Here is a 21,076-nt window from a genome sequence, read left to right as displayed (position 1 = left end):
CGCGATTTATGGTTACGGCAAGCATTCAAGCCGCCCAAAATGAACATTCAAAAAGCCATCAATCTCGAAGACATGCGCACTCTGGCGCGTCGCCGACTGCCTCGCATCGCGTTTGATTTTATTGACGGTGGTGCTGATGACGAACGGGGTATGCAACGCAACCGGGACGCCTTTTCCAGGCATTGCCTGCTTCCCCGCTATCTGCGCGACGTGAGCAAGCGCATACAGACGGTGTCCCTTTTCGGTCGCAGTTACGCCAGCCCCATCGGCATATCGCCCACCGGATTGGCCGGATTGTGGAGACCCGATGCCGACCTGATGCAGGCGGCGGCAGCCCGCGATGCGAACGTGCCATTTCTGCTCTCCAGCGCCAGCAACGCAGCACTGGAAGACGTGATGAAGGTCGCGCCTGAGCATGTCTGGTTCCAGATGTACTGCACCACCAATGAGCAGATCAATGCCGATCTCGTGCAGCGCGCCATCGCCTGCCAGGTCAAGGTACTGGTGATTTCCGTGGACGTTCCCGTCAACTCCAACCGGGAACGCAACAAACGCAATGGGTTTGCCAGACCGTTTCGGATGACACCGGCCATCGTTCTGGAAGCGCTGGGACACCCCGCCTGGGTGCTGCGCTATCTGCGCACCGGAGGCGTTCCGATGATGCAGAACTGGAAGCCCTACGCGGGCCAGAACGCGGCAGCCACCGATGTGGCCGATCTGTACGGCACCCTGACGCCAGCGCCCATGGTGAGTTGGGAACATATCAAGCGCATCCGCGCCGCGTGGCCGGGACCCATGTTGATCAAGGGTCTGCTGCACCCGGAAGACGCGTTCGAAGCTGCGCGCCTCGGAGTCAACGGCCTTGTAGTCTCCAACCACGGGGGCCGTCAACTGGATGCCGCGCCCGCGTCTCTGGAGATGCTGCCCATGATCGCTGCTGCCGTTGGCGATCGCATGGAGCTGATTCTGGACAGCGGCGTGCGGCGCGGCTCCGACGTAGTCATCGCCCGTTGCCTGGGCGCGCGTGCCTGCATCTTCGGGCGCCCGTCGCTCTTTGGCGTTGCAGCCGGTGGGCAGCCCGGCGTGGCCCGGGTGCTGCAGATCATGCACAACGAAATCGACATGGTGCTCGCACAGATGGGCTGTGCCGACTTCAATGACCTGAGCGCCGATTGGCTGCGCTCGCCACCCGTACACAGGCTGCACCCAACGCCAATCCAGGCTCTGCACGCCTGATCAACTCAAGCAAGGACAACATCATGAATGCTTCCAAGGTCTATCTGAAAGTTCGCCGGGTTGACCCCACCGTCGTCGCCCGCGCTCAAGCGGTTACCGTCGCCGATGTGCACGAATCCATGGGGGTGCGCGGTCGCCCCGCGTTGATGGGGGCACGTATGCACCCCATCAAGGAAGGGCAGCAGAAGATCGCAGGTCCCGCGGTCACGGCCTTCTGCTGGCCCGGCGACAACCTGATGATGCACCGCGCGCTCTACCTCGCTGAGCCGGGAGATGTGCTGGTGGTTGTCTGCCAAGCGGAACTCTCGGGCGCGCAATGGGGCGATCTGGCTACCCGCTATGCACAGAGGAAGGGACTGGCGGGCGTCGTGGTCCAAGGCTGCGTGCGCGATGTGGATCAGGTGCGCGCGCTGGGGTTCCCCGTCTGGTCCACCCACATCTGGCCGATTCATCCCGACAAGCGCGGCGAAGGCTTTGTGAATGCACCCGTGGTCTGTGAAGGTGTGGAAGTGCGCCCGGGCGATCTGATCATTGCCGATGGCGACGGTGTGCTCTGCGTTCCACGCGACGAAGCGCGCAGCATTGTCGATGCTGCCCAGACCAAGATGGCGAAGGAAGACGAAGCCGCAGAGAAAGTACGTGCTGGCATCCCGGTCTGGGAGCTCAGCGGCGCGGCTGCCATCTACGCGGGCATGAATGTCCACGAAGTGGACGGTGCCTTCGACGATTGAATGAACAAGTGATGAATTGAAAACCACGAACACACTGGAGAATAAACACATGACGGCAACCACCGATACGCTCCACGAAGTCACTACGCATGACATCGACTATCTGGTGCATCCGGGAATCACCCTGCAGGTGCGAATCCACCAACCCGAAGGGCCCGGCCCATTCCCTCTGATCGCGGAAGTCCACGGTGGCGCTTGGTGCCGGGGAGATCGGCTGGATGAAGACCGCTTCAACTATTCGCTGGCGCAACGCGGCATCGTCGTCGCCGCGATTGATTTCCGCATGCCTCCCGATGCTGCATATCCGGCATCGATGCAGGACATCAACTACGCGATCCGCTGGCTCAAAGCGAATGCGAAAAAATGGCGCAGCAGTGCGAACCGGGTGGGCATCATGGGATTGTCCAGCGGCGCACACCAGGCCATTCTGGGAGCCATGCGACCCAAAGATGCACGCTACAGCGCCCTGCCGCTCGCCAATGAAAATCAAGACGCATCGGTGAACTGTGCCGTGCTGTGCTGGCCGGTGATCGACCCGCTCGGGCGCTACCGCTATGCATGCGATCTCCAGCGTGCAGGTGGCGACTATCCGCCCACGATCGATCGCGTGATTCCAGACCATCTCAAGTATTGGGGCAACGAAGAAGCGATGAGCGAAGGCAGCCCTGCGCTGGCGCTGGAGCGCGGCGAAGCGGCGCGACTGCCACCAGTGCTGTACCTGCAGGGCGACAAGGACATCGTGCATCCGCGCGCCCACCTTGAGCGATTCGTGACGGCCTATCGAGAAGCCGGAGGAGACGTCACGCTCAATTGGTACCCGGGCGAGGTGGAAGGATTCGTCAAGACCAGGCCGGATTCGCCCTCCACAGCCAAAGCCGTGAACGACGTCGTGCAATTCGTCGTCACCCAATGCTGTGCCTGACGTGACCAGAAAAAACCACAACTAAAGGAGAAAAATCATGTTGCGCAAGGACTTTCTGAAGGGGATATCCCTCGCTGCGTTGAGCACCACGGGCTTCACGAGCATCACTGCCTGGGCGCAGACAACTTCGGGCAGCGTGGGATATCCAACGCGCTCCGTCAAGCTGATCGTCGCGTCGGCTGCGGGCAGCAGCCCGGACGCCATCAGCCGCCAAGTGGCGACCCAACTGAGCATGCGTTGGAATCAACCGGTCGTGATCGAGAATGTACCGGGCTTGGGCGGAATTACCGGCACCGAGCGCGGCGTGCGTGCGTCAGCCGATGGCTACAACATGGTCGTGAGCACCATCGGTGCGGTATCCGTGGGCAGCAGCATGATGGAGAAACTGCCCTACGATCCGGTCAAAGATCTGGCTCCGGTCACCATGCTCATGTCCATGCCCAATCTGCTGGTAATTCACCCGAGCGTGCCTGCAAAAAACCTCAAGGAACTGATCGCCTACGCCAGGCAGAACAAGGGCAAGCTGCGCTACGGCCATCCCGGCGCAGGCACCACGCCCCATCTTTCGGCGGAGTTGCTCAAGCAGATGACTGGCATAGAGATGGAAGGCATTCCCTACAAATCCAGCGCGCAGATGATGACCGATCTACTGGCCGGACACTATGAAGTGCTGTTTCACAACAGTTCCGTGGTGCTTCCGCATGCTCGCGCCGGCGGTGCACGGATCATGGGCATCACCAGCGCGGAGCGCGTGGCCGTGCTGCCAGAAATCCCCACGGTGGCCGAGGCTGGGGGCCTGCCGGGCTTCACCGTCTATGCATGGTGGGGCCTGCATGCCCCGGCGAATACGCCACCCGATATCGTGAACAAGGTCAGTGCAGATGTTTCAGCCGTGCTCGCACAGAAGGACATCACGAACTGGATCGAGCAGCAAGGTGGCATCGTCGGTGGTGGCACTCCTCAGGCGTTGAAGACGCACCAGGCCGCCGAAACGCTGAAGTGGCGGGACATAGTGAAGAACTCACACATCAAGCCCGACTGAAGACGGCTTCCGCACGGGACAGTGAGCACCACCACCTCCTACCCCACTCACATCCATAAAAAACGGTTTCAGGAGACCGAATGAATCAACTCGCCTCAACAGATGGCCCCGTCTATCTGAATCACATCGGCGGAGCGAACGTGCCGGGTCAGCAGGCACGTCAGTTTCAGGCCACCAATCCAACCACTGGCAAACACTGGGGCCGCTTTGTTGAATCGTGCGCAGCCGATGTGGATGCCGCCGTGCGCGCTGCGTCGCAGGCACTCGAAGGCCCTTGGGGCCAGTTGTCTCCCACGCGCCGCGGCCGCATGCTGATGGCTTGGGGAGAAAAGATCGCCGCCAATGCCGAGACCATTGCGCGGCTCGAATCCCTGCAGAACGGCAAGCTGCTCAGTGAGATGACAGCCCAGGCGCGGGTTGCCTGCGACTGGCTCTACTACTTCGGCGGCCTCGCAGACAAGGTCGAAGGCCGGGTGATTCCATTGGAGCGACGTAGCGTGCTCAACTACACGCTGCGCGAGCCTTTGGGTGTGGTGGGCATCATCGTGCCGTGGAACTCCCCCACATTTCTCACCATCATGAGCTGCGCGCCCGCGTTGGCTGCGGGCAATACGGTGGTCATCAAACCGTCGGAGGTCACCTCCGCCTCGGCAATCGAGCTGGCACGTCTGGCGCAGGAAGCGGGCATTCCACCGGGCGTGATCAACGTCGTGACCGGTGCCCGTCAGGCTGGGGAAGCATTGGTCGATCACCCGGATGTGGCCAAGATCAGCTTCACCGGCAGCGATGGAGCCGGTCGCGCAATCGCCGCGCGTGCTGGTGCACGACTTGCCAGTTGCACGCTGGAGCTGGGCGGCAAGAGCCCGAACATCTTGTTCGACGATGCGGCGGTGGACAATGCCGTGGTGGGCATTCTCTCGGGTATCTTCGCGGCGGCTGGGCAGACCTGCATCGCGGGCTCACGTGCCTATGTGCATGAGAGCATCTATGACGAAGTGCTGGACAAGCTCGCCGCCCGCGCCAAGGCCATCCGCCTCGGTGACCCGCTCTCGCCACAGACGCAGATGGGGCCTGCAGCCACCGCCGCTCAACTGGCCAAGAACGAATCCATGGTTGCCAAGTCTCTCACTGCGGGCGCAAGCCTGCTGTGCGGCGGCAAACGCGCCAACGTGCCGGGGCTGGAGGGCGGCTACTTCTTCGAGCCCACCATCGTTCATCAACTGGCCAGCGACAACCCGCTGCTGCATGAAGAAGTCTTTGGCCCGGTACTGGCGATCACGCCGTTCAGCGATGACGAACAGGTCATCGCAATGGCCAATGGCACACGATTCGGCTTGGCCGCAGGCGTGTGGACCCGCGATTTCCGACGGGCTCACACCCTCGCCCGCCGTCTGCAAGCTGGAACCGTGTGGATCAACACCTACCGCGCACTCGCATTCAATTCGCCGTTCGGCGGCTACAAGGACAGTGGCCAGGGCCGCGTGAACGGTATGGAATCCGTCGATCAGTTCCTCAAGACCAAAAGCGTCTGGTGCGAAACCAGCGAAGAGATCCAGGACCCGTTTGTCATCAAGGTCTGAATTTTTTCACCTTCGCACGCACCAGAACCACATTTCAAAAACCCGTTCTCAAAAGGAGACAGCACCATGACTCAAGCATCCATCCCGACCATCGGCTTCGTAGGCCTTGGCAACATCGGCGGACCCATGGCCCGCAACATGGCAGTCAAGCACGACGGCGACGTGCTGGTGTGCGACATGAAGCCCGCTGCGCTGCAAGCAGTTGCCGACACCAAGGCGCGCGTTGTCGGCTCTCTCGCGGAGCTGGGCGCGCAGGCCGATGTAGTCTTCATGTCGCTTCCTGGCAGCTCCCATGTGGAGGCAGTCTGTCTGGGTGAAAACGGCCTCACCAGCGGCAGCAAGCGCCCATCCATCATCGTGGATCTGAGCACCACGCAGGTGGCCACGGCTCGCAAGATCGCACCGCTGCTGGCCGCGCTCGGCGTCGAGTTTGCGGATGCTCCGGTTGCACGCACGGCCGAATCGGCGCGCCGTGGCGAGCTCAGCATCATGGTGGGCGCAGAGCCCGGGCTGTTCACACGCATCGAGCCATGGCTGCGCTACATCGGCTCGGATGTGACGCTATGCGGCGGCGTGGGTTGCGGTCAGGTCGTCAAGCTGATCAACAACGCACTGGTATTCGAGAACACCGCCGCGCTCGCCGAAATGATGGTGCTGGGCCAGCGAGCAGGTGTCGAGCCCGCGTTGCTGCTGGACGCCGTCTCCAAGGGCTCCGGAGACAGCTTCGTGCTGCGCAACCACGGCCGCAAGGCGATGCTTCCGCGTGAGTTTCCACAGGGTGGATTTCCACCGGAATACGCGCTCAAGGACATCGACTACGTGATGGAACTCGCGGACCAGACCAACACCGCATCAGCCTTCACCGGGCTGGCAAGGCGCTACTACGCGTCTGCTGCCAAAAATGGCCTGGGCGGTCGCTACTTTCCCATTGTGATTGAAGTGGTCGACAAGAACATGAAAGTCGCCTGATCAGCTGCACGGCATTTTCATCCATTGAAAAGCATGGGGTGCCATCGCGATGATGGCTCCCTTTTGCTTGGTATCTTCAAGCCAAACCACTCGGAGACATGCTTTGAAAGTTCTGGCAAAAAACCTGCGATTCCCTGAAGGTCCGGTTGCACTCAGCGACGGTTCCATCTGCTTTGTCGAAATCGCCGCAGGCCGCGTTTCGCGGGTGCATCCTGATGGCCGCGTGAGCCTGGTGGCCAGCACTGGTGGCGGGCCCAATGGCCTCGCGGCGGGCCCGGATGGCGCGCTCTATGTCTGCAACAACGGTGGTTTCATCGTCAAGGACGTGAATGGCGAGTGCCATGTCGTCCATGGTGAACTGCCAGCCGACTACAGAACCGGATCCATTCAGCGGATCGACCTTGAAACCGGCAAAGTGAGCACGCTCTACACGCACTGCAATGACGTGCCGCTGACCGCACCCAATGATCTGGTGTTCGATGCGGAAGGAGGCTTCTACTTCACCGACTTCGGCAAGATCCGCAAGCGCCAGCGCGAAGTGGGCAGCATCTACTACGCAAAGCCTGATGGCAGTTCCATCGTGGAAGTAGCACATCCGGTAGCCAATCCTAACGGCATCGGCCTGTCGCCGGATCAGCGCACGCTCTATGTCGCGGAGACAGAGACTTCGCGCCTCTGGGCCTATCCCATCATCCGGCCCGGCAAGGTGTCGCACGAGGGCTTTCCATCACCCAACGGTGGCCATCTTGTCTGCGGACTGCCGGGTTATCAGCGTTTTGACAGTCTCGCCGTTCAGGCGGACGGCAATATCTGCGTGGCTACGCTCATCGCCGGAGCGATCACGGTGATTTCGCCGGAAGGAAAAGTCCTGCACCAAGTGAAGATGCCGGAGCCCTACTCCACCAACATCTGCTTTGGCGGCAAGGATCGCAAGATGGCCTATGTCACCCTGTCCTGGAGCGGACAGCTCATTGAGTTGGAATGGCCAGATGCAGGATTGGAGTTGAATTTCAACATCTGAGGCCGAAGCCGAAATACCGTGCGAGAGCCGTGCATGGCGCTCGCCCGGCACTGCTCAATGCCGTTTGAAACACCGTGCGAAATCCGCCTCCAGATCGACCTTCGCGCTCAACAATTGCGCATGGCATTTCAGTACGGCTTCCTCGCTGAACGACAACGCTGCCCCCGTCAGGGTGACTGCTGCCACGGCCATGGCACTTGTGTCCAGCAGCGGCACGGCCAGCGCATACATGCCCGGGGCCAGATCACCTGCGCTGAAGGCGAAGCCCCGCTCGCGGCTGTGTTCACGCATGCGCTCGAAACCTTCTAGCCTTCGCACACCTCGGTGGGATTCTTCTGACTCGACGTTGGAATCGATGATCCGCTGTGCGATGACCTGCGGCAGCGCATCCAGCATGGCCAGACCGCCCACCGCGCCAATCAACGGTCTGCGCGTGCCCACGCGGATCATCATTCCGGCCAATTCGATATTGCCGCGCTGCTGAAAGACGCATACGAGATCATTGCCACTGCGCAGACTCAGGCTGGCGATGCAGCCGGTCAACAGGCTCAGATGCGCCAGGCGAGGCTCCGCCAGTTCCCTGAGCTGCGAATACTGAGGCAACGCCAGCCCCATCTCGAACAGCAAATGTCCCGGGTAGTACTTGGCGTCCTGCGGGTAGCGCTGGGCGAAGCCTTCGTTGACGAGGCAAGACAAGATGCGGTGACAGGTGGCCCGGTCCAGCCCCACATGTTCGGCCAAGTCCGTGAGACGCCAGCCGAATTCGCCGCGACAACTCAACTCCTTGATGATGGCAAGCGTGCGCTCCACGCTGCGGGTTCCCGTGGGCGCGCACACCTGATCATTCGCGCTGCTGTTGGCCGGCACTTGTCTCGCGCGGCTCCTGCCCTTTGCCTGTGCGATGGGTACGTCCATACCGTTGGGTGGCAAATCAATGCATGCGTCTGCTGCAAGCATGGTTTCAAGCATGGTTGTCTCCTTGTTATGCGTGCCTGGCAACGACGCCTGTGCGCCAGACCAGGCCCCCTGAATTTCACGCATGTTGCATCCAAACGGCCATTCGCAGTAGCGGGCATGTACCTTGAAATCAGCTGCAGTGGGTTGCGATTTTCATTGTATGAAAATCATTCGGAACTTGCATTCCGCGTTTGCCCTCAGGTAGCCCTCATGGGTGCCAGTGCCTAACTTTTTGCTGGATGAAACTCTTGTTGGATCGCCTCTTCCCGCGCTGAGGCATCTGCCTAAACTGAAAGCAGCAGACTCAGAGCGGGTCGTTCATGGAATGAGACCCGGACTCGCTCCTGCTTCACTTTCCACACTACAGAACGAGAAGCTCATGAATCCAGAATCCATTACAGCAGGCGCGAAGACACGCGCGCAAGTGCTGGGCCAAAACCATGTGAACCAATCTCTCACGAAGGCAGACGAGTTTTCCAAACCTATGGAAGAGCTTGCCTCCGCCTATTGCTGGGACGAAATCTGGAATCGCCCAGGACTTGATCGCCGCATGCGCAGCGCTCTGAACCTGGCAATGCTGAGCGCGCTCAACCGGCCACAGCAGCTCAAGCTGCATATAAAAGGTGCACTCAACAATGGCCTGAGCCAATCGGAAATTCAAGAGATCCTGCTGCAAGCCGCGGTGTATTGCGGCATTCCTGCGGGCATGGACGCATTCCGCGTGGCACGTGAAGTGTTCAGCGAAGGAGGCGTGTGATGCCGACGCTGAGAAATATCGGATGGTTTGGCCTCGGCAATATGGGTGCGCCTATGGTTGCCAATCTGCTCAATGCCGGTTTGACTGTCACCGCATGTGACCTGAACCCGGCCAATGCAGCACCCTTGCAATCCATTCAGGGGTTTCACTTCAACCGGAGTGCGGCAGAAACGGTTGCCGACAAGGACGCCATCGTCTGCATGCTGCCCGACAGCAAAGTGGTAGATGCCGTGATCTGGGGCCAGAGGGGCATTGCACAACATCTGCGGGAGGGTTCGGTCGTCATCGACATGGGTTCCTCCAATCCCGCTAACTCCAAAGTCAACGCTGAGCGGCTTCTGGCCCAGGGCATTCATTTTGTGGATGCACCGGTGTCCGGAGGCATCAAGCGGGCGATCAATGGAACATTGTCCGTCATGGCCGGAGGATCCCTTGCTGCGTTTGAACTGGCACAGCCCCTGCTAGCGCATCTTGGCGGCAGCATCATCCGCGTGGGCGAAGCAGGCGCGGGCCATGCGGTCAAGGCGCTCAACAACTATGTATCTGCCGCAGGCTTGATTGCCGTGAGTGAGGCACTGGTGGCAGCGCAGCGCTTCGGCATCGACCCGCATCTGGTCAATCAGGTGTTCAACGTTTCATCGGGCAAGAACGCCACCACCGAACTGAAGGTGGAGCCTTCCATGCTCAGCGGCACCTATGACTACGGCTTTGCGCTCAAGCTCATGCGCAAGGATGTGGCGACCGCCGAGGAGTTCATCACCGCCATGAACATTGCCGATCCGTTCGTTCGCAGCGTGCTCCAGATTTCCGCCAACGCGGATGACGCTCTAGGCCCACGCGCCGATCACACCGCCGTGCATGCCTACATCGCTTCCAGACACTGAATTTCACAAGGAGAACAAGCATGAAAAGAGACCTGCCCATCAACACCCGGGATACCGTTTCCGAGCAGGAGTGGGAAACCCGCGTCAATCTCGCCGCAGCCTATCGGCTGATGCCGCTTTTTGGCATGAGCGATTTGATCTACAACCACATCACCGCGAGCATTCCCGGCCAACCCGACCGCATTCTCATCAACCCGTTCGGGTTCATGTATGAAGAAATCACCGCCTCCAGCCTGATCACCATCGACCTAGAAGGCAATGAAATCTTCAACCCCAACGAAACCTATGGCGTGAACCGCGCCGGTTATGTGATCCACAGCGCAGTGCATACAGCGCGCCAAGACGTGCATTGCGTCATCCACACCCATTCACGCGCCGGCATGGCGGTGTCTGCGCTCAAATGCGGATTGCTGCCATTGACCCAGACGGCGATGCGATTCGCCAGCGTTCCGTACCACGACTTCGAAGGCCCGGCGATTGACCTCGGCGAGCGCGAACGTCTGGTGAAGGATCTCGGCATGCACGACTCCATGGTCCTGCGCAATCATGGTCTGCTGGTCGCCAGCGCCGACATCGCACAGGCCTTCAACACCGTGTACTGGCTTGAGATGGCTTGCAGAGCCCAGGTAGATGCCATGGCTTGCAACGCCGAGCTCAACCACGCGGACCCAGACGTCGTTGCCCGCACGGAACACCTCTACAAACCCGAAGTGCGTCGCCCGCATGGTGTGCTGGAGTGGCCCGCCATGCTCCGCTACCTTGACCGCCGTGACCCTTCGTACAAAAACTGAAATGCATCACAACGCCGTTAAACGTATTGGCTTTCTGGTGAAGAAAGCCGCGATGTCTCAGGAGCAGTTCGAAAACTACTGGCTCAACAAGCACGCGGAGCTATGCAAGAGTGTTCCGCATGTGCTGCGTTACAGCATCAATCTGGTGGATCGTCAGCGCTTCCCTCAGCTGGGTTATGACGGTATCTCCGAGATCTGGTTCAAATCCGAAGCCGCACTCGCCGCCGCACTTGCATCGTCTGAAGGAAAAACGCTTCTGGGCGACTCCGCCAACTTCGCAGAGCGGGGTATGTCTGTCTTCGCACGTGAGTTTCAGATCATCTGGAACTGAAGCGGCAGCACTTGACAAAAATGCCCGCGGTTTTGACGCCGCGGGCATTTTTTTCTGATGGGTCGTCAGGCGATATCCCCTCGCCCCATTTCAGCTCCCAACCACAGCCAGTTCATGTTCGCGTTGCGTCTTCGGCTCCGAGCGACGCATGAAGCTCGCGCAGATCGTCGCCAACAATCCCATCGCCCCAACGTAGTAAACCACTCCACTCAGGTTCCCATAGTGCGCCGCCAGTTGCGTTGCAACGATAGGAGCTAAGCCTCCGCCGATGGCCGCGCCGAACTGGATGCCGACAGACAACCCAGAGTACCGCAGATGTGCCGGAAACTGCGCGCTGTAGAAGGCCGCTTGCGGCGCATAGATCATGGGGTGAACAACGCCCAACGCCAGGATCATTGCCAGATCCAGACTGAACGCACTGCGGCTCTCGATCAGTGCGATCAGCCCTGGAATCGCCGCAGCCAGCACCAGCCCTCCGATGCGTGCGATGTTGCGCCCATCAAAACGCGAGCAGAACCACCCGGCGATCACCATCCCCGTCACCTGTGCCATCGCACCATAGAGCAGCGCCTGAATCGTGTCGCTTCGGCTGTAGCCGATCTTGATGGCGTATGCGATCAGGAACACGGTCACCGTGTAGTACAGCGTCACTTCGCCCAGCTTGTTGCCAATGGTGAACAAGGTGAGCTTCCAGTGTTTGCGCATCAGCTCCAAAGCAGGCATCTTGCTCGTGTTGCTTTGCTTTTGCACTTCCAGAAACTCCGGCGACTCTGGAATGGCTGAGCGAATGTAGTACCCGCCGACCACCAGGAGTACGCTGGCAAGAAACGGCAAGCGCCAGCCCCACTCCAGAAAGCTGCTCTCAGGCAATTTGGTCACCAGCGCAAAGGCACTCGAAGATAGAACCAGCCCCATCGGCACGCCCGCCAAAGGCAAAGCGCCGAGGATGCCTTTCCACTTGGGTGGAGCATGCTCCACCGCCATGAGAATCGCGCCGCCGAATTCACCACCGAATGCGATGCCCTGAACAATGCGCAGCAACACCAGCAGCAAAGGTGCCCACAAGCCAATGGCCGCGTAGCTTGGAACCAGGCCCAACCCCACCGTGGCCAGCCCCATCATCACCAGGCTGAGCGAGAGCATGTGCTTGCGCCCGATCCGGTCGCCATAGTGCCCGAAGATCAGGCCACCAAAGGGCCTTGCCAACAGACCGGTCGCGAAGGTGCCGAACGAGGCGATGCTGGCCGTGACTGGATCGAGATTGGAAAAGAACACCTTGCCAAACACCAGCGCCGATGCCGTGCCGTAAGCCAGAAAATCAAAGCCTTCGATGGCCGAACCGACCACGGCTGCGGTACAGACCCGCCATAGCGCTGGCTGTCCTTTCACACTGTCTTCTTTCATGTTTGTCTCCTAGGTTATTGATGGAACTTCCGATACGCGAACTACCCCTCGAAAGCCCGGAAAAAGCGCTTTTCCCGAAACCTCAGATGCTGTCATCCGGGCCAGATCGTATAGACAAGGCCCGCGTCGAAAACATGCGGCAAAAGCCAAAATTTCACACGGTGAACTAAGCAAAAGCGAAAGCGGCACACGCACAGCCAGCTCATGCAAAACTGCGCTTCATCGATGTACCAGCTGTACATCCAAACAAAGAGAGACAACAACATGAATATTCAGTTCGCTGTGAACCTTGAAGATCTGCGCCTGCTGGCACGCAGAAAATTGCCAAAAATTGCTTTTGAATTCATCGATGGCGGCGCAGACGACGAGCATTGCATGCGTCGCAATCGCGATGCATTCACGCGGCACTGTCTGGTCCCTCGCTACTTGCGCGATGTGTCCCAAGTGGATCAGAGCGTGCAACTGTTCGGGCATCGCTATGCGAGCCCGATCGGCATCTCGCCCACAGGACTTGCGGGCCTCTGGCGGCCGGGTGCGGATCTCATGCAGGCCCTGGCGGCCAAAGCGGCGAACGTGCCGTTCATGCTGTCGAGCTCCGCCAACTCATCCATCGAGGAAGCGATGGAACTTGCCCCTGAAAACGTCTGGTTCCAGATGTATTGCACACGCGATGAACGCATTAACAACGACATGGTGCAACGCGCCATCCGTACCAAGGTGCGCGTACTGGTGGTGACCGTGGATGTGCCGGTGAACTCCAATCGCGAACGCAACAAGCGCAATGGCTTTGCGCGCCCGTTCCGTATGACGCCAGCCGTCGCTTTCGAGGCGCTGGGCCACCCGCTGTGGGTGCTTCGCTATCTGCGCACCGGTGGCGTGCCGATGATGAAGAACTGGCAGCCCTATGCACCAGCCGGAGCCAATGCGGAAGCGGTAGCGGATCTGTTCGGCACGCTCACGCCAGCGCCACTGGTCTCATGGGACAACATCGTGCGCATCCGCCGCGCGTGGCATGGTCCTTTGGCCATCAAAGGAATCATGCACCCCGACGATGCGCGCAAGGCCGTTGAGCTTGGCGCGGACGGCTTGGTGGTCTCAAACCACGGAGGTCGTCAACTGGATGCAGCGCCATCTCCTGTAGAAATGTTGCCCCTGATTCGCGAAGCGGTAGGCGATGATTGCACCTTGATTCTGGATAGCGGTGTGCGAAGAGGATCCGATGTGGTGATTGCGCGCTGCCTAGGAGCTGACTCGGCAATCTTCGGGCGCCCCTCCTTGTTCGGTGTGGCCGCAGCAGGACAAGCAGGAGTGAGTAAGGCGTTGCAGATCATGAAGAATGAAATCGATATGGTTTTGAAGCAGATGGGGTGCACATCCTTTGCTTCACTGAATCCGGGCAATTTATTCAGTCCGGATTCGCCATTTCAACCATCCCGATTTCCGTCAACGGGTGAAAAGCGTGTTGACCCGGTAAGGTTTGACCAAGTTTGAAATGACAGGCCACCGCGAGCGGCAAAGCATGACTACGTGCGCAACGCCGCTTGCGCAGCACGTATCACCGGGAGATCCACCATGCGCCCGTCGAGGCTGAAAGTTTCGCCCGCATGCTTTGCCGCCCCTTCCAATACCTTCGTCGCCCAGTCGCGTTCGGCATCGGTGTAGCCAAACGCCTCATTCACGTGCAGGATTTGTGAAGGATGGATGCACAGCTTTGCCCCAAAGCCGAAAGCACGAGCACGGCTAGCATCGGATATCAGGCGATCTGCATTGCCCGTATCTACGGTGACGCCATCAATGGGCGCAGGTAGGCCTGCGCGACGGGACGCGCAGACGACGGCGTTGCGGGCAAATGCCAATTCAGGTTCCTGCGCTGACGCCTGCATTCCCAGATCCAATTGAAAGTCGAGATGGCCAAAGGCAAGACGCGCGACCTGAGCATCACTCGCCAGTGCATTGGCGGCGTCAAGTCCAGCCAAGGATTCAATCAGCGCCACAAGCTGAGTGTCAGGTCCCAGATTCTTCGCCACCTCGCGCAATGAAGCTGCGCACTCGGCCTTGGGAAGCATGGTAGCCAACCCTGTATTCATCCAGTGTCTGAGCAGCGCAATGTCGGCTTCGTGCCATGGCGTACCCACCGCATTCACGCGAACCAGCATGTTCTTCAATTGCTGTGCGCCGCATTGCTGGAGTGTTTGTGCAAGCTGTTCACGAGCGACCTGTTTGCTGCCGGGTGCGACGGCATCCTCGAGATCAACAATGACGCAGTCTGTGGCTGTTGCCAGCGCTTTGAAGACGCGTTCGGGCTGGTTTGCTGGAACAAACAGGAAACTGCGCGCCCGGACCACTATGGACAATTGAGAACATTGAATCGACATAAATCAGATCACACCTTCGTCACGCAACGCGGCAATCTCGGCAGCGCTGCGGCCCAGTTGATGCAAGATAGCCTCGCTGTTCTCGCTCAGTCCCGGAACAGAATCCATGCGTGTATCAAAACTACTGACCGTGGCAGGCGGCAACAAGGCTTGAAGCTCGCCCGCTGATGACCCAATGGATCTGAAACGTTTTCGCGCGAGCAGTTGTGGATGCGTCCAAAGGTCAGCCACCTGGTTGACTGCAGCATTGGCAATTTGCGCCTCATCGAGTCGCTCAACGACTGCTTGCGCGCTGAGGCTTGAGAAGATGTCGAGAATTACTTGCTTGAGCTCCGCGCGGTGCTCTACGCGGTGCACATTTGTGTCGAATCGCGGATCCGTAGCCAGGCCCGGTGAATGCAGTACCTTCTCGCAGAAGACCTTCCATTCACGCTCGTTCTGCAAGCCCAACATCACCACCTTGCCATCCCCGGCCTCGAATGGGCCATAGGGATAGATGGTTGCGTGCGCAGCGCCGTTTCTGCCAGGTTGGCTCTGTCCGTCATACGCGTAATACATCGGGAATCCCATCCACTCGCTCAGCGCTTCCAGCATGGACACCTCCACGTGCGAGCCTTCTCCACTGATGTTTCTCTGCAAAAGCGCGCTGAGAATGCCGGTATAGGCGTACATGCCAGCCGCGATATCTGCGATGGAATTTCCTGCCTTGCATGGTTCGTTGGTCGTTCCCGTGATCGACAGAAATGCGGCCTCGCTCTGGATCAGCAAGTCATACGCCTTTTTGTCGCGATAAGGGCCATCGCTGCCATAACCAGAGATGTCGCAGACGATGAGCCTCGGATGCTTAGCATGCAGCGCCTCGAAGGACAAGCCCATACGCGCAGCCGCGCCCGGCGCCAGGTTCTGGACCAGCACGTCCGCGCCGGCAATGAGTTCGCCAAGGATGTCCGAAGCCTTCTCCTGCTTGAGGTCGAGCGTCAGGCTTTCCTTTGAACGATTGGTCCACACAAAGTGCGACGCCAAGCCGCGCGTGCGGTGATCGTAGGCACGGGCAAAGTCGCCAACGCCCGGGCGCTCGACCTTGATGACACGCGCGCCGAGGTCAGCCAACTGCCGCGTGCAGAAAGGCGCTGCAATGGCATGCTCCAGCGTGATGACCGTGATTCCGCTGAGCGGACCTTTTCTTGAATTTTCCTGAACTTGCATGACTTGCGAACTCTCCAGATGGAACTCAATTCATCACTGCACCGGCCTGCATGGCAAGCTGCCCCTCGGTCCCAGTAGCCCACAGCCGCGCCGTGTCGCCATCCACGCGGACATTCACCTTGAATGGCGCGGTATCGAACAATGGACTCACTGCCTTGAAATCGAAGCTTCTGATGGACTTTTCGGAATGGGTGCTGCGTAGCTCTTCCAGCAACAGCGTGGCGATCAAAGGCCCATGAACGACAAGCCCCGGGTAGCCTTCTTCCTGCATGGCATAGGGTCGGTCGTAGTGAATGCGGTGGCCATTGAATGTCAGCGCTGAATAACGCATGAGCAGCACCGGATCAGGGATGATCGTGCGTGAGAACTGAGGGTCCCATTTAATCGGCTTTGGTTGCACATTTGAAGTCCCGGAAGGCGCAGCTACGGCTAGTGCATCGCGATACACGATGTCCTGCTCTTCGCGACCGGCAACACCATAAGCATCGGAAGCATCATGCTGAACCGTCACGAAGATCAGGTTTCCACTGCGCCCCGATTTCTCCTGAATGCTCTTGATCGTTGAAAGCCTCCGGACGGCGGCACCCACTTCAATCGGTCGCAGAAACTCCAACCTGCTTCCCGCCCACATACGACGTGGCAATGCGATGGGAGGAAGAAAACCTCCACGCCTGGGATGCCCATCTGCACCGATATCGGACTGGCGTGCCTGCGGCAAGAAATAGAGCCAGTGCCACAGCGGCGGCAGATCCGTGCTCCCTGTGACTTGCGGATAGTCCAATGTGGCTCGCATGAGTGAAACAGGTGCGGTAGTCACCACATCGGTCAACTCGATGCTGCGGCCTACCCAGGCATCCAAAGAAAGAGACTGCTCTGCGCACATGACTTCTCCAAAGTGATCTAACGGCATGACTTGTCATTCACAAGACGGCGCTTCAGCGCATCTCAATACGAACGCGGAAGGCGCAGCACGTGCTCTGCCACGTGCCCAAGAATCATGTTGGTTGAAATCGGCGCTACCTGATAAAGACGTGTCTCGCGGAACTTGCGCTCGATGTCGTATTCGCAGGCAAATCCAAAGCCGCCATGAGTCTGCAGGCATGCATTGGCTGCCTCCCAGCTGGCCTTGGCTGCAAGGTACTTCGCCATGTTGGCTTCCGTGCCTGCGCTCGCTCGCGCGTCGATCTTCTGACAAGCGCGCCATCGCATAAGGTTAGCCGCTTCCAGTTCGATGAAGGCCTCAGCCAATGGGAACTGCACCCCCTGGTTCTGACCGATCGGGCGACCGAACACATTTCGATCATTGGCATAGTTACAGGCCTTTTCAAGGAACCAGTACCCATCACCGATACACTCCGACGCGATCAAAGTGCGCTCGGCGTTCAAGCCCTCGAACAGCACCTTGAGACCTTTTCCTTCGGTTCCAAGCAGTGCATCTTCTGGCAGTTCCAGATTGTCGAAAAACAGCTCATTGGTCTCGTGATTGACCATGTTGAGAATGGGGCGCACCTCAAGCCCATTGCCAATCGCCTTGTCCAGTTCGACGATGAAGCACGAGAGGCCTTCGCTCTTCTTCTGCACCTGATCAATGGGTGTAGTACGTGCCAGCAAGATCAGCAGATCACTGTGTTGTACTCGGGAAATCCAGACCTTCTGGCCATTGATGACCCATCGACCATCCTTCTTGACCGCCGTAGTCTTGAGTTTGGTTGTGTCGCTTCCCGTTGTGGGCTCGGTCACACCCATGGATTGCACCCGCAGCTCACCGGAAGCGATGCGTGGCAGATACTTCTGCCTCTGCGCTTCGGTGCCGCTGAAAACGATGGTGTTCATCACATACATCTGGCCGTGGCAAGCACCGGAATTGCCGCCCGAGCGGTTGATCTCCTCCATGATGACCGATGCTTCAGCCATCGAAAGACCTGGGCCATCATATTCCTGCGGGATCAACGCGGCCAGCCAGCCGGCCTTGGTCAGCGCGTTGACGAACTCTTCGGGATAGCCACGCGCCTCGTCGATCTTGCGATGGTATTCATCTGGATACTGCTTGCAGAGGCTGCGAACGGCATCGCGGATTTCCTGATATTGATCAGGCGTCGAGATTGAAAAAGTGTTCATGAAAATGCAGAAGCTGAAGTGAATGAAGTCATACTAATATTTGATGGTTTCATGGAAAAATAGAATTTCGTGATGGACTCATCAGTTTTCAACATTCAGGATGACCATGGATCTCAAACAACTTCGCGCTTTCGTCACCGTGGCGGAGACTGGCAACGTCACCCGAGCTTCGGGACTTCTGAACCTTGTGCAACCGGCGGTTTCCAGGCAGTTGAAACTACTGGAAGAAGATTTGGCAACGGAACTGTTCGACCGCGGTCGGCACGGCATGCAACTCACCGATTCAGGTAAGACGATGCTGGAATACGCGCGACGCATCCTCAACGAGGTGGCACGTGCCAAAGCTGAAATCAAACCCGTCAATGCGCCCATTGCCGGCATCGTTTCCATCGGATTGCTGGCGAGCACAGCCGATCTGCTCGGAACGCGCCTGGCCACGATGGTTGCAGAACGCTTTCCCGACATCCGTTTGCGCCTGACGATCGGCTATGCAGGCCATTTGCAGGACTGGCTCGAAGCAGGCGATGTAGACGCGGCTCTGCTTTATGGGCGCAAGGAAACGCCGCAACTGCATGTGAAGGAATTGCTGGAAGAGAGTCTCTGGGTAGTCGCTCCCGCCAGCGCAAAACTGTCATCCAAACGGCCACTGAGCTTCGAACGAGTAGCCCGCGAACCATTCATCCTGCCCAGCGCTCCGCAAGGATTACGCGCGGTGATCGAGCATGCAGCGACTGAAGCTGGCGTGAGCTTGCAGATCCGCACTGAAACGAATGCTCTTTCCATCCAGAAATCACTGGTGATGATGGGCCAAGGATGGAGCATCCTCCCGCTGGTTTGCATAGCTCCGGAGATCCAGCGCGGTGAATTGAGCGCTGCACCACTCAAAGCTCCCGGTCTCAAGCGAACCATCGTTCTGGCTGCTTCCAGCAACAGGCAAGCCACAGCACCCGTGCGCTATGTGGTTGCAACTTTGCTGGACTGCGTGCGCCAAACTTTTGACGATGGTTGTTGGCCGGAGGCGCGCTGGCGCGATTGAACATCATTCGCGCGAGATAGGGTGCTCGCAGGAAGAGGACGTCAGGCACGCCGCCAGGGGCCAAGCCGGTAATCTGGAGGCTGCTTGTTAATTTCCACGCAAAACTGACCCAGGGGGGGTGCGGATAAAAACTTGGACTGGTGTTATGCCGTAAGTCCGAGGCTCACCCGGTATTCGATGGGACTGAGTGAGCCAAGGGATATCTTGATCCGCTTTTCGTTGTACCAGCGAATGTAGTCGTCTACTACCTGAATGAACTGCGCAATGGTGACGCTCTTCCAGTCCCGAGGATAGAACAGTTCGTTCTTGAGGCGACCGAAGAAGCCTTCGCAAGCCGCATTGTCCGGAGAACAGGCCTTGCGGGACATCGAGCGGATGAGGTTGGCATCGCTCATTCTCGATAGCCAGCCTGGCCAGCGGTAGTGGCCGCCGCGGTCGGAGTGGAGCACGGGCCGGTCAGCGGTGTCCGTCACCGTCTCGATGGCTGCATCCAGCATGGTATTGACCAGTTCCGCGTCAGGGCTCGTGCCAATGGCCCAGCTCACCACCATCCCGTCAAAGCAATCAATGATCGGCGAGAGATAGACCTTGCCGGCGGGGATCTGGAACTCTGTGATGTCCGTGAGCCACTTCTCGTTCGGTGCCGCAGCCTGGAAGTCTCGGTTGATGATGTTGTCGGGCGCGGGGCTGATCTCGCCAAGGTAGGACGCATACCGGCGCCGCTTGGGCTTGGCCACGACCAGGCTCTCTTGCTTCATCAAGCGCTGCACCACCTTCTCGGATATGGTGACATCTTGCCTGGTGAGCGAGGCCTGCAGCCTGCGGTAGCCGTAGCAGCGATGGTTCGACTCGAAGATCTCGGTGATGGACTGCCTTACTTCAAGGTACTTATCGCCCACCGCTGCACGGGCTCGATGGTAGAAGTACGAACTCCGCGCAAGACCCAACTGAGCAAGAAGCTCTGGCAAGCCATAGTGCTCCTTGAGGGCGTCAATCAGCAGTGTTTTCTCCCGGTTGGACAGGAGCTGCAGATCGACACCCAGGCCTTTTTTTAACAGTTCATTGGCCTTGTTCAAGAGGTCTTGCTCGAGCCGCAATTGCCTGACCTCGAGCCGCAAAGCCTCAAGCTGACGCTCGAGCTCGTCGCGCTCTCGTACCTGAGGAGATTGATTGGTGTGTTTCATTGATGCGGGTGCCTCCCGTCCCAGAAGCTGGTTCTTCCAGTTGTACAACGTGGGCCTGCTCACGCCAAGCTTCTGGGCAACCACCTGCGCACTTCCCTCACGAGTGCACAGCTCGAGGACCGCCTTCTTCTTCAGTTGCAGCGGCCATGGTGCACAGGCGGCCCTGCCGACAACACGCTGCCGGGACTCGGGGTCCAGCTCATCAATCCAGGCACGCAGCAAATCGCGGCACGGATAGCCCAACGCCTTGACCGTGGAGGCGATGCAGCGCCCGTGCGCGGCGTAGTGTTCGACAGCCTGCGCCTTCTGAATTTGAGAGTACTTCGGCTTCGAGCGCACGTAACCGGACGACAGGTCCAGGCGCCGCTCGTACTCCTCATGCCAGCTCTTCAAAGCGTTCTTCGTCGGGTAGCCCAGCTGGCGGATAGTCGTCCCGATGCGCTTGCCCAGCTTGATGTAGAGCTCAACGGCTCGAATGCGATCGTCGTATGAATACATGAACTGCCTCCTGGCAGTCCAAGTTTTCGTCCGC

General features: G+C 58.9%; 20 protein-coding genes. 13 read left to right on the top strand and 7 right to left on the bottom strand.

Annotation, left to right across the window (positions count from 1 at the left end):
* Window positions 1–39 precede the first annotated feature (39 nt).
* The 7 genes from G7047_RS08670 to G7047_RS08640 all read left to right on the top strand — a co-directional run bounded on the left by G7047_RS08670 (window position 40) and on the right by G7047_RS08640 (window position 7,501).
* On the top strand, window positions 40–1,236 hold the full coding sequence (locus G7047_RS08670) for an alpha-hydroxy acid oxidase (protein WP_166303620.1): 1,197 nt from the start codon (window positions 40–42) through the stop codon (window positions 1,234–1,236).
* Between the two features lie 23 nt (window positions 1,237–1,259).
* Window positions 1,260–1,967, top strand: coding sequence for a 4-carboxy-4-hydroxy-2-oxoadipate aldolase/oxaloacetate decarboxylase (locus G7047_RS08665; RefSeq protein WP_166303617.1), 708 nt, complete (start codon window positions 1,260–1,262; stop codon window positions 1,965–1,967).
* A 49-nt stretch (window positions 1,968–2,016) separates the two neighbouring features.
* Complete coding sequence (locus tag G7047_RS08660; protein ID WP_166303614.1) at window positions 2,017–2,889, top strand: alpha/beta hydrolase; 873 nt, start codon at window positions 2,017–2,019, stop codon at window positions 2,887–2,889.
* 37 nt (window positions 2,890–2,926) lie between these two features.
* The gene (locus G7047_RS08655) at window positions 2,927–3,931 is read left to right on the top strand and encodes a tripartite tricarboxylate transporter substrate binding protein (RefSeq protein ID WP_166303610.1); all 1,005 of its coding nucleotides are present in this window, start codon (window positions 2,927–2,929) and stop codon (window positions 3,929–3,931) included.
* An 80-nt stretch (window positions 3,932–4,011) separates the two neighbouring features.
* Window positions 4,012–5,511: an aldehyde dehydrogenase gene (locus G7047_RS08650; protein ID WP_166303606.1), complete on the top strand. Its 1,500-nt coding sequence runs from the start codon at window positions 4,012–4,014 to the stop codon at window positions 5,509–5,511.
* 66 nt (window positions 5,512–5,577) lie between these two features.
* Window positions 5,578–6,480: an NAD(P)-dependent oxidoreductase gene (locus tag G7047_RS08645; RefSeq protein ID WP_166303602.1), complete on the top strand. Its 903-nt coding sequence runs from the start codon at window positions 5,578–5,580 to the stop codon at window positions 6,478–6,480.
* 103 nt (window positions 6,481–6,583) lie between these two features.
* Window positions 6,584–7,501, top strand: coding sequence for an SMP-30/gluconolactonase/LRE family protein (locus tag G7047_RS08640; RefSeq protein ID WP_240939415.1), 918 nt, complete (start codon window positions 6,584–6,586; stop codon window positions 7,499–7,501).
* 54 nt (window positions 7,502–7,555) lie between these two features.
* On the opposite strand, the gene G7047_RS08635 is transcribed toward G7047_RS08640, so the two are convergent.
* A complete protein-coding gene (locus G7047_RS08635; protein WP_166303598.1) occupies window positions 7,556–8,470 on the bottom strand; it encodes an IclR family transcriptional regulator in 915 nt (304 codons plus the stop codon).
* A gap of 367 nt (window positions 8,471–8,837) precedes the next feature.
* Here G7047_RS08635 and G7047_RS08630 point away from each other — a divergent pair, with 367 nt between their 5' ends.
* Genes G7047_RS08630 through G7047_RS08615 form a run of 4 tightly spaced genes read left to right on the top strand, consistent with a single transcriptional unit; the run spans window position 8,838 to window position 11,221 of the window.
* A complete protein-coding gene (locus tag G7047_RS08630; RefSeq protein WP_166311961.1) occupies window positions 8,838–9,215 on the top strand; it encodes a carboxymuconolactone decarboxylase family protein in 378 nt (125 codons plus the stop codon).
* On the top strand, window positions 9,215–10,099 hold the full coding sequence (locus tag G7047_RS08625; protein WP_166303596.1) for an NAD(P)-dependent oxidoreductase: 885 nt from the start codon (window positions 9,215–9,217) through the stop codon (window positions 10,097–10,099). Before G7047_RS08630 ends, G7047_RS08625 begins: the two co-directional genes overlap by 1 nt.
* A 20-nt stretch (window positions 10,100–10,119) precedes the next feature.
* Entirely contained in the window at window positions 10,120–10,890 is a 771-nt protein-coding gene (locus tag G7047_RS08620) for a class II aldolase/adducin family protein (RefSeq protein ID WP_166303592.1), read from the top strand.
* Window position 10,891: 1 nt separating this feature from the next.
* Complete coding sequence (locus tag G7047_RS08615; protein ID WP_166303588.1) at window positions 10,892–11,221, top strand: EthD family reductase; 330 nt, start codon at window positions 10,892–10,894, stop codon at window positions 11,219–11,221.
* Window positions 11,222–11,311: 90 nt separating this feature from the next.
* Here G7047_RS08615 and G7047_RS08610 read toward each other — a convergent pair whose 3' ends face one another.
* Window positions 11,312–12,625, bottom strand: a complete 1,314-nt coding sequence (locus tag G7047_RS08610; protein WP_166303585.1) for an MFS transporter — start codon at window positions 12,623–12,625, stop codon at window positions 11,312–11,314.
* Between the two features lie 225 nt (window positions 12,626–12,850).
* Between G7047_RS08610 and G7047_RS08605 the strand changes: the two genes are divergently transcribed.
* Window positions 12,851–14,116 carry an alpha-hydroxy acid oxidase gene (locus tag G7047_RS08605; protein WP_240939414.1) on the top strand — a complete coding sequence of 422 codons (1,266 nt, stop codon included), beginning with the start codon at window positions 12,851–12,853 and terminating at the stop codon, window positions 14,114–14,116.
* 32 nt (window positions 14,117–14,148) lie between these two features.
* On the opposite strand, the gene G7047_RS08600 is transcribed toward G7047_RS08605, so the two are convergent.
* From G7047_RS08600 to G7047_RS08585, 4 genes are all read right to left on the bottom strand, one after another.
* The gene (locus G7047_RS08600; protein WP_166303582.1) at window positions 14,149–15,000 is read right to left on the bottom strand and encodes a CoA ester lyase; all 852 of its coding nucleotides are present in this window, start codon (window positions 14,998–15,000) and stop codon (window positions 14,149–14,151) included.
* Between the two features lie 3 nt (window positions 15,001–15,003).
* On the bottom strand, window positions 15,004–16,206 hold the full coding sequence (locus tag G7047_RS08595) for a CaiB/BaiF CoA-transferase family protein (RefSeq protein ID WP_166303578.1): 1,203 nt from the start codon (window positions 16,204–16,206) through the stop codon (window positions 15,004–15,006).
* Window positions 16,207–16,231: 25 nt separating this feature from the next.
* A complete protein-coding gene (locus G7047_RS08590) occupies window positions 16,232–17,089 on the bottom strand; it encodes a MaoC family dehydratase N-terminal domain-containing protein (RefSeq protein ID WP_166303575.1) in 858 nt (285 codons plus the stop codon).
* A gap of 62 nt (window positions 17,090–17,151) precedes the next feature.
* Window positions 17,152–18,324 carry an acyl-CoA dehydrogenase family protein gene (locus G7047_RS08585; protein WP_166303572.1) on the bottom strand — a complete coding sequence of 391 codons (1,173 nt, stop codon included), beginning with the start codon at window positions 18,322–18,324 and terminating at the stop codon, window positions 17,152–17,154.
* A 106-nt stretch (window positions 18,325–18,430) separates the two neighbouring features.
* On the opposite strand from G7047_RS08585, the gene G7047_RS08580 reads away from it, so the two are divergent.
* Complete coding sequence (locus G7047_RS08580; protein ID WP_166303569.1) at window positions 18,431–19,360, top strand: LysR substrate-binding domain-containing protein; 930 nt, start codon at window positions 18,431–18,433, stop codon at window positions 19,358–19,360.
* Window positions 19,361–19,503: 143 nt separating this feature from the next.
* Here G7047_RS08580 and G7047_RS08575 read toward each other — a convergent pair whose 3' ends face one another.
* Window positions 19,504–21,042: an IS3 family transposase gene (locus G7047_RS08575; protein ID WP_166303566.1), complete on the bottom strand. Its 1,539-nt coding sequence runs from the start codon at window positions 21,040–21,042 to the stop codon at window positions 19,504–19,506.
* Between the last annotated feature and the right edge of the window lie 34 nt (window positions 21,043–21,076).

Source organism: Diaphorobacter sp. HDW4A, from assembly GCF_011305995.1.
In the GTDB taxonomy this organism is placed as follows: Bacteria; Pseudomonadota; Gammaproteobacteria; order Burkholderiales; family Burkholderiaceae_C; genus Diaphorobacter_A.
This window is presented reverse-complemented; position numbering and strand designations above follow the sequence as displayed.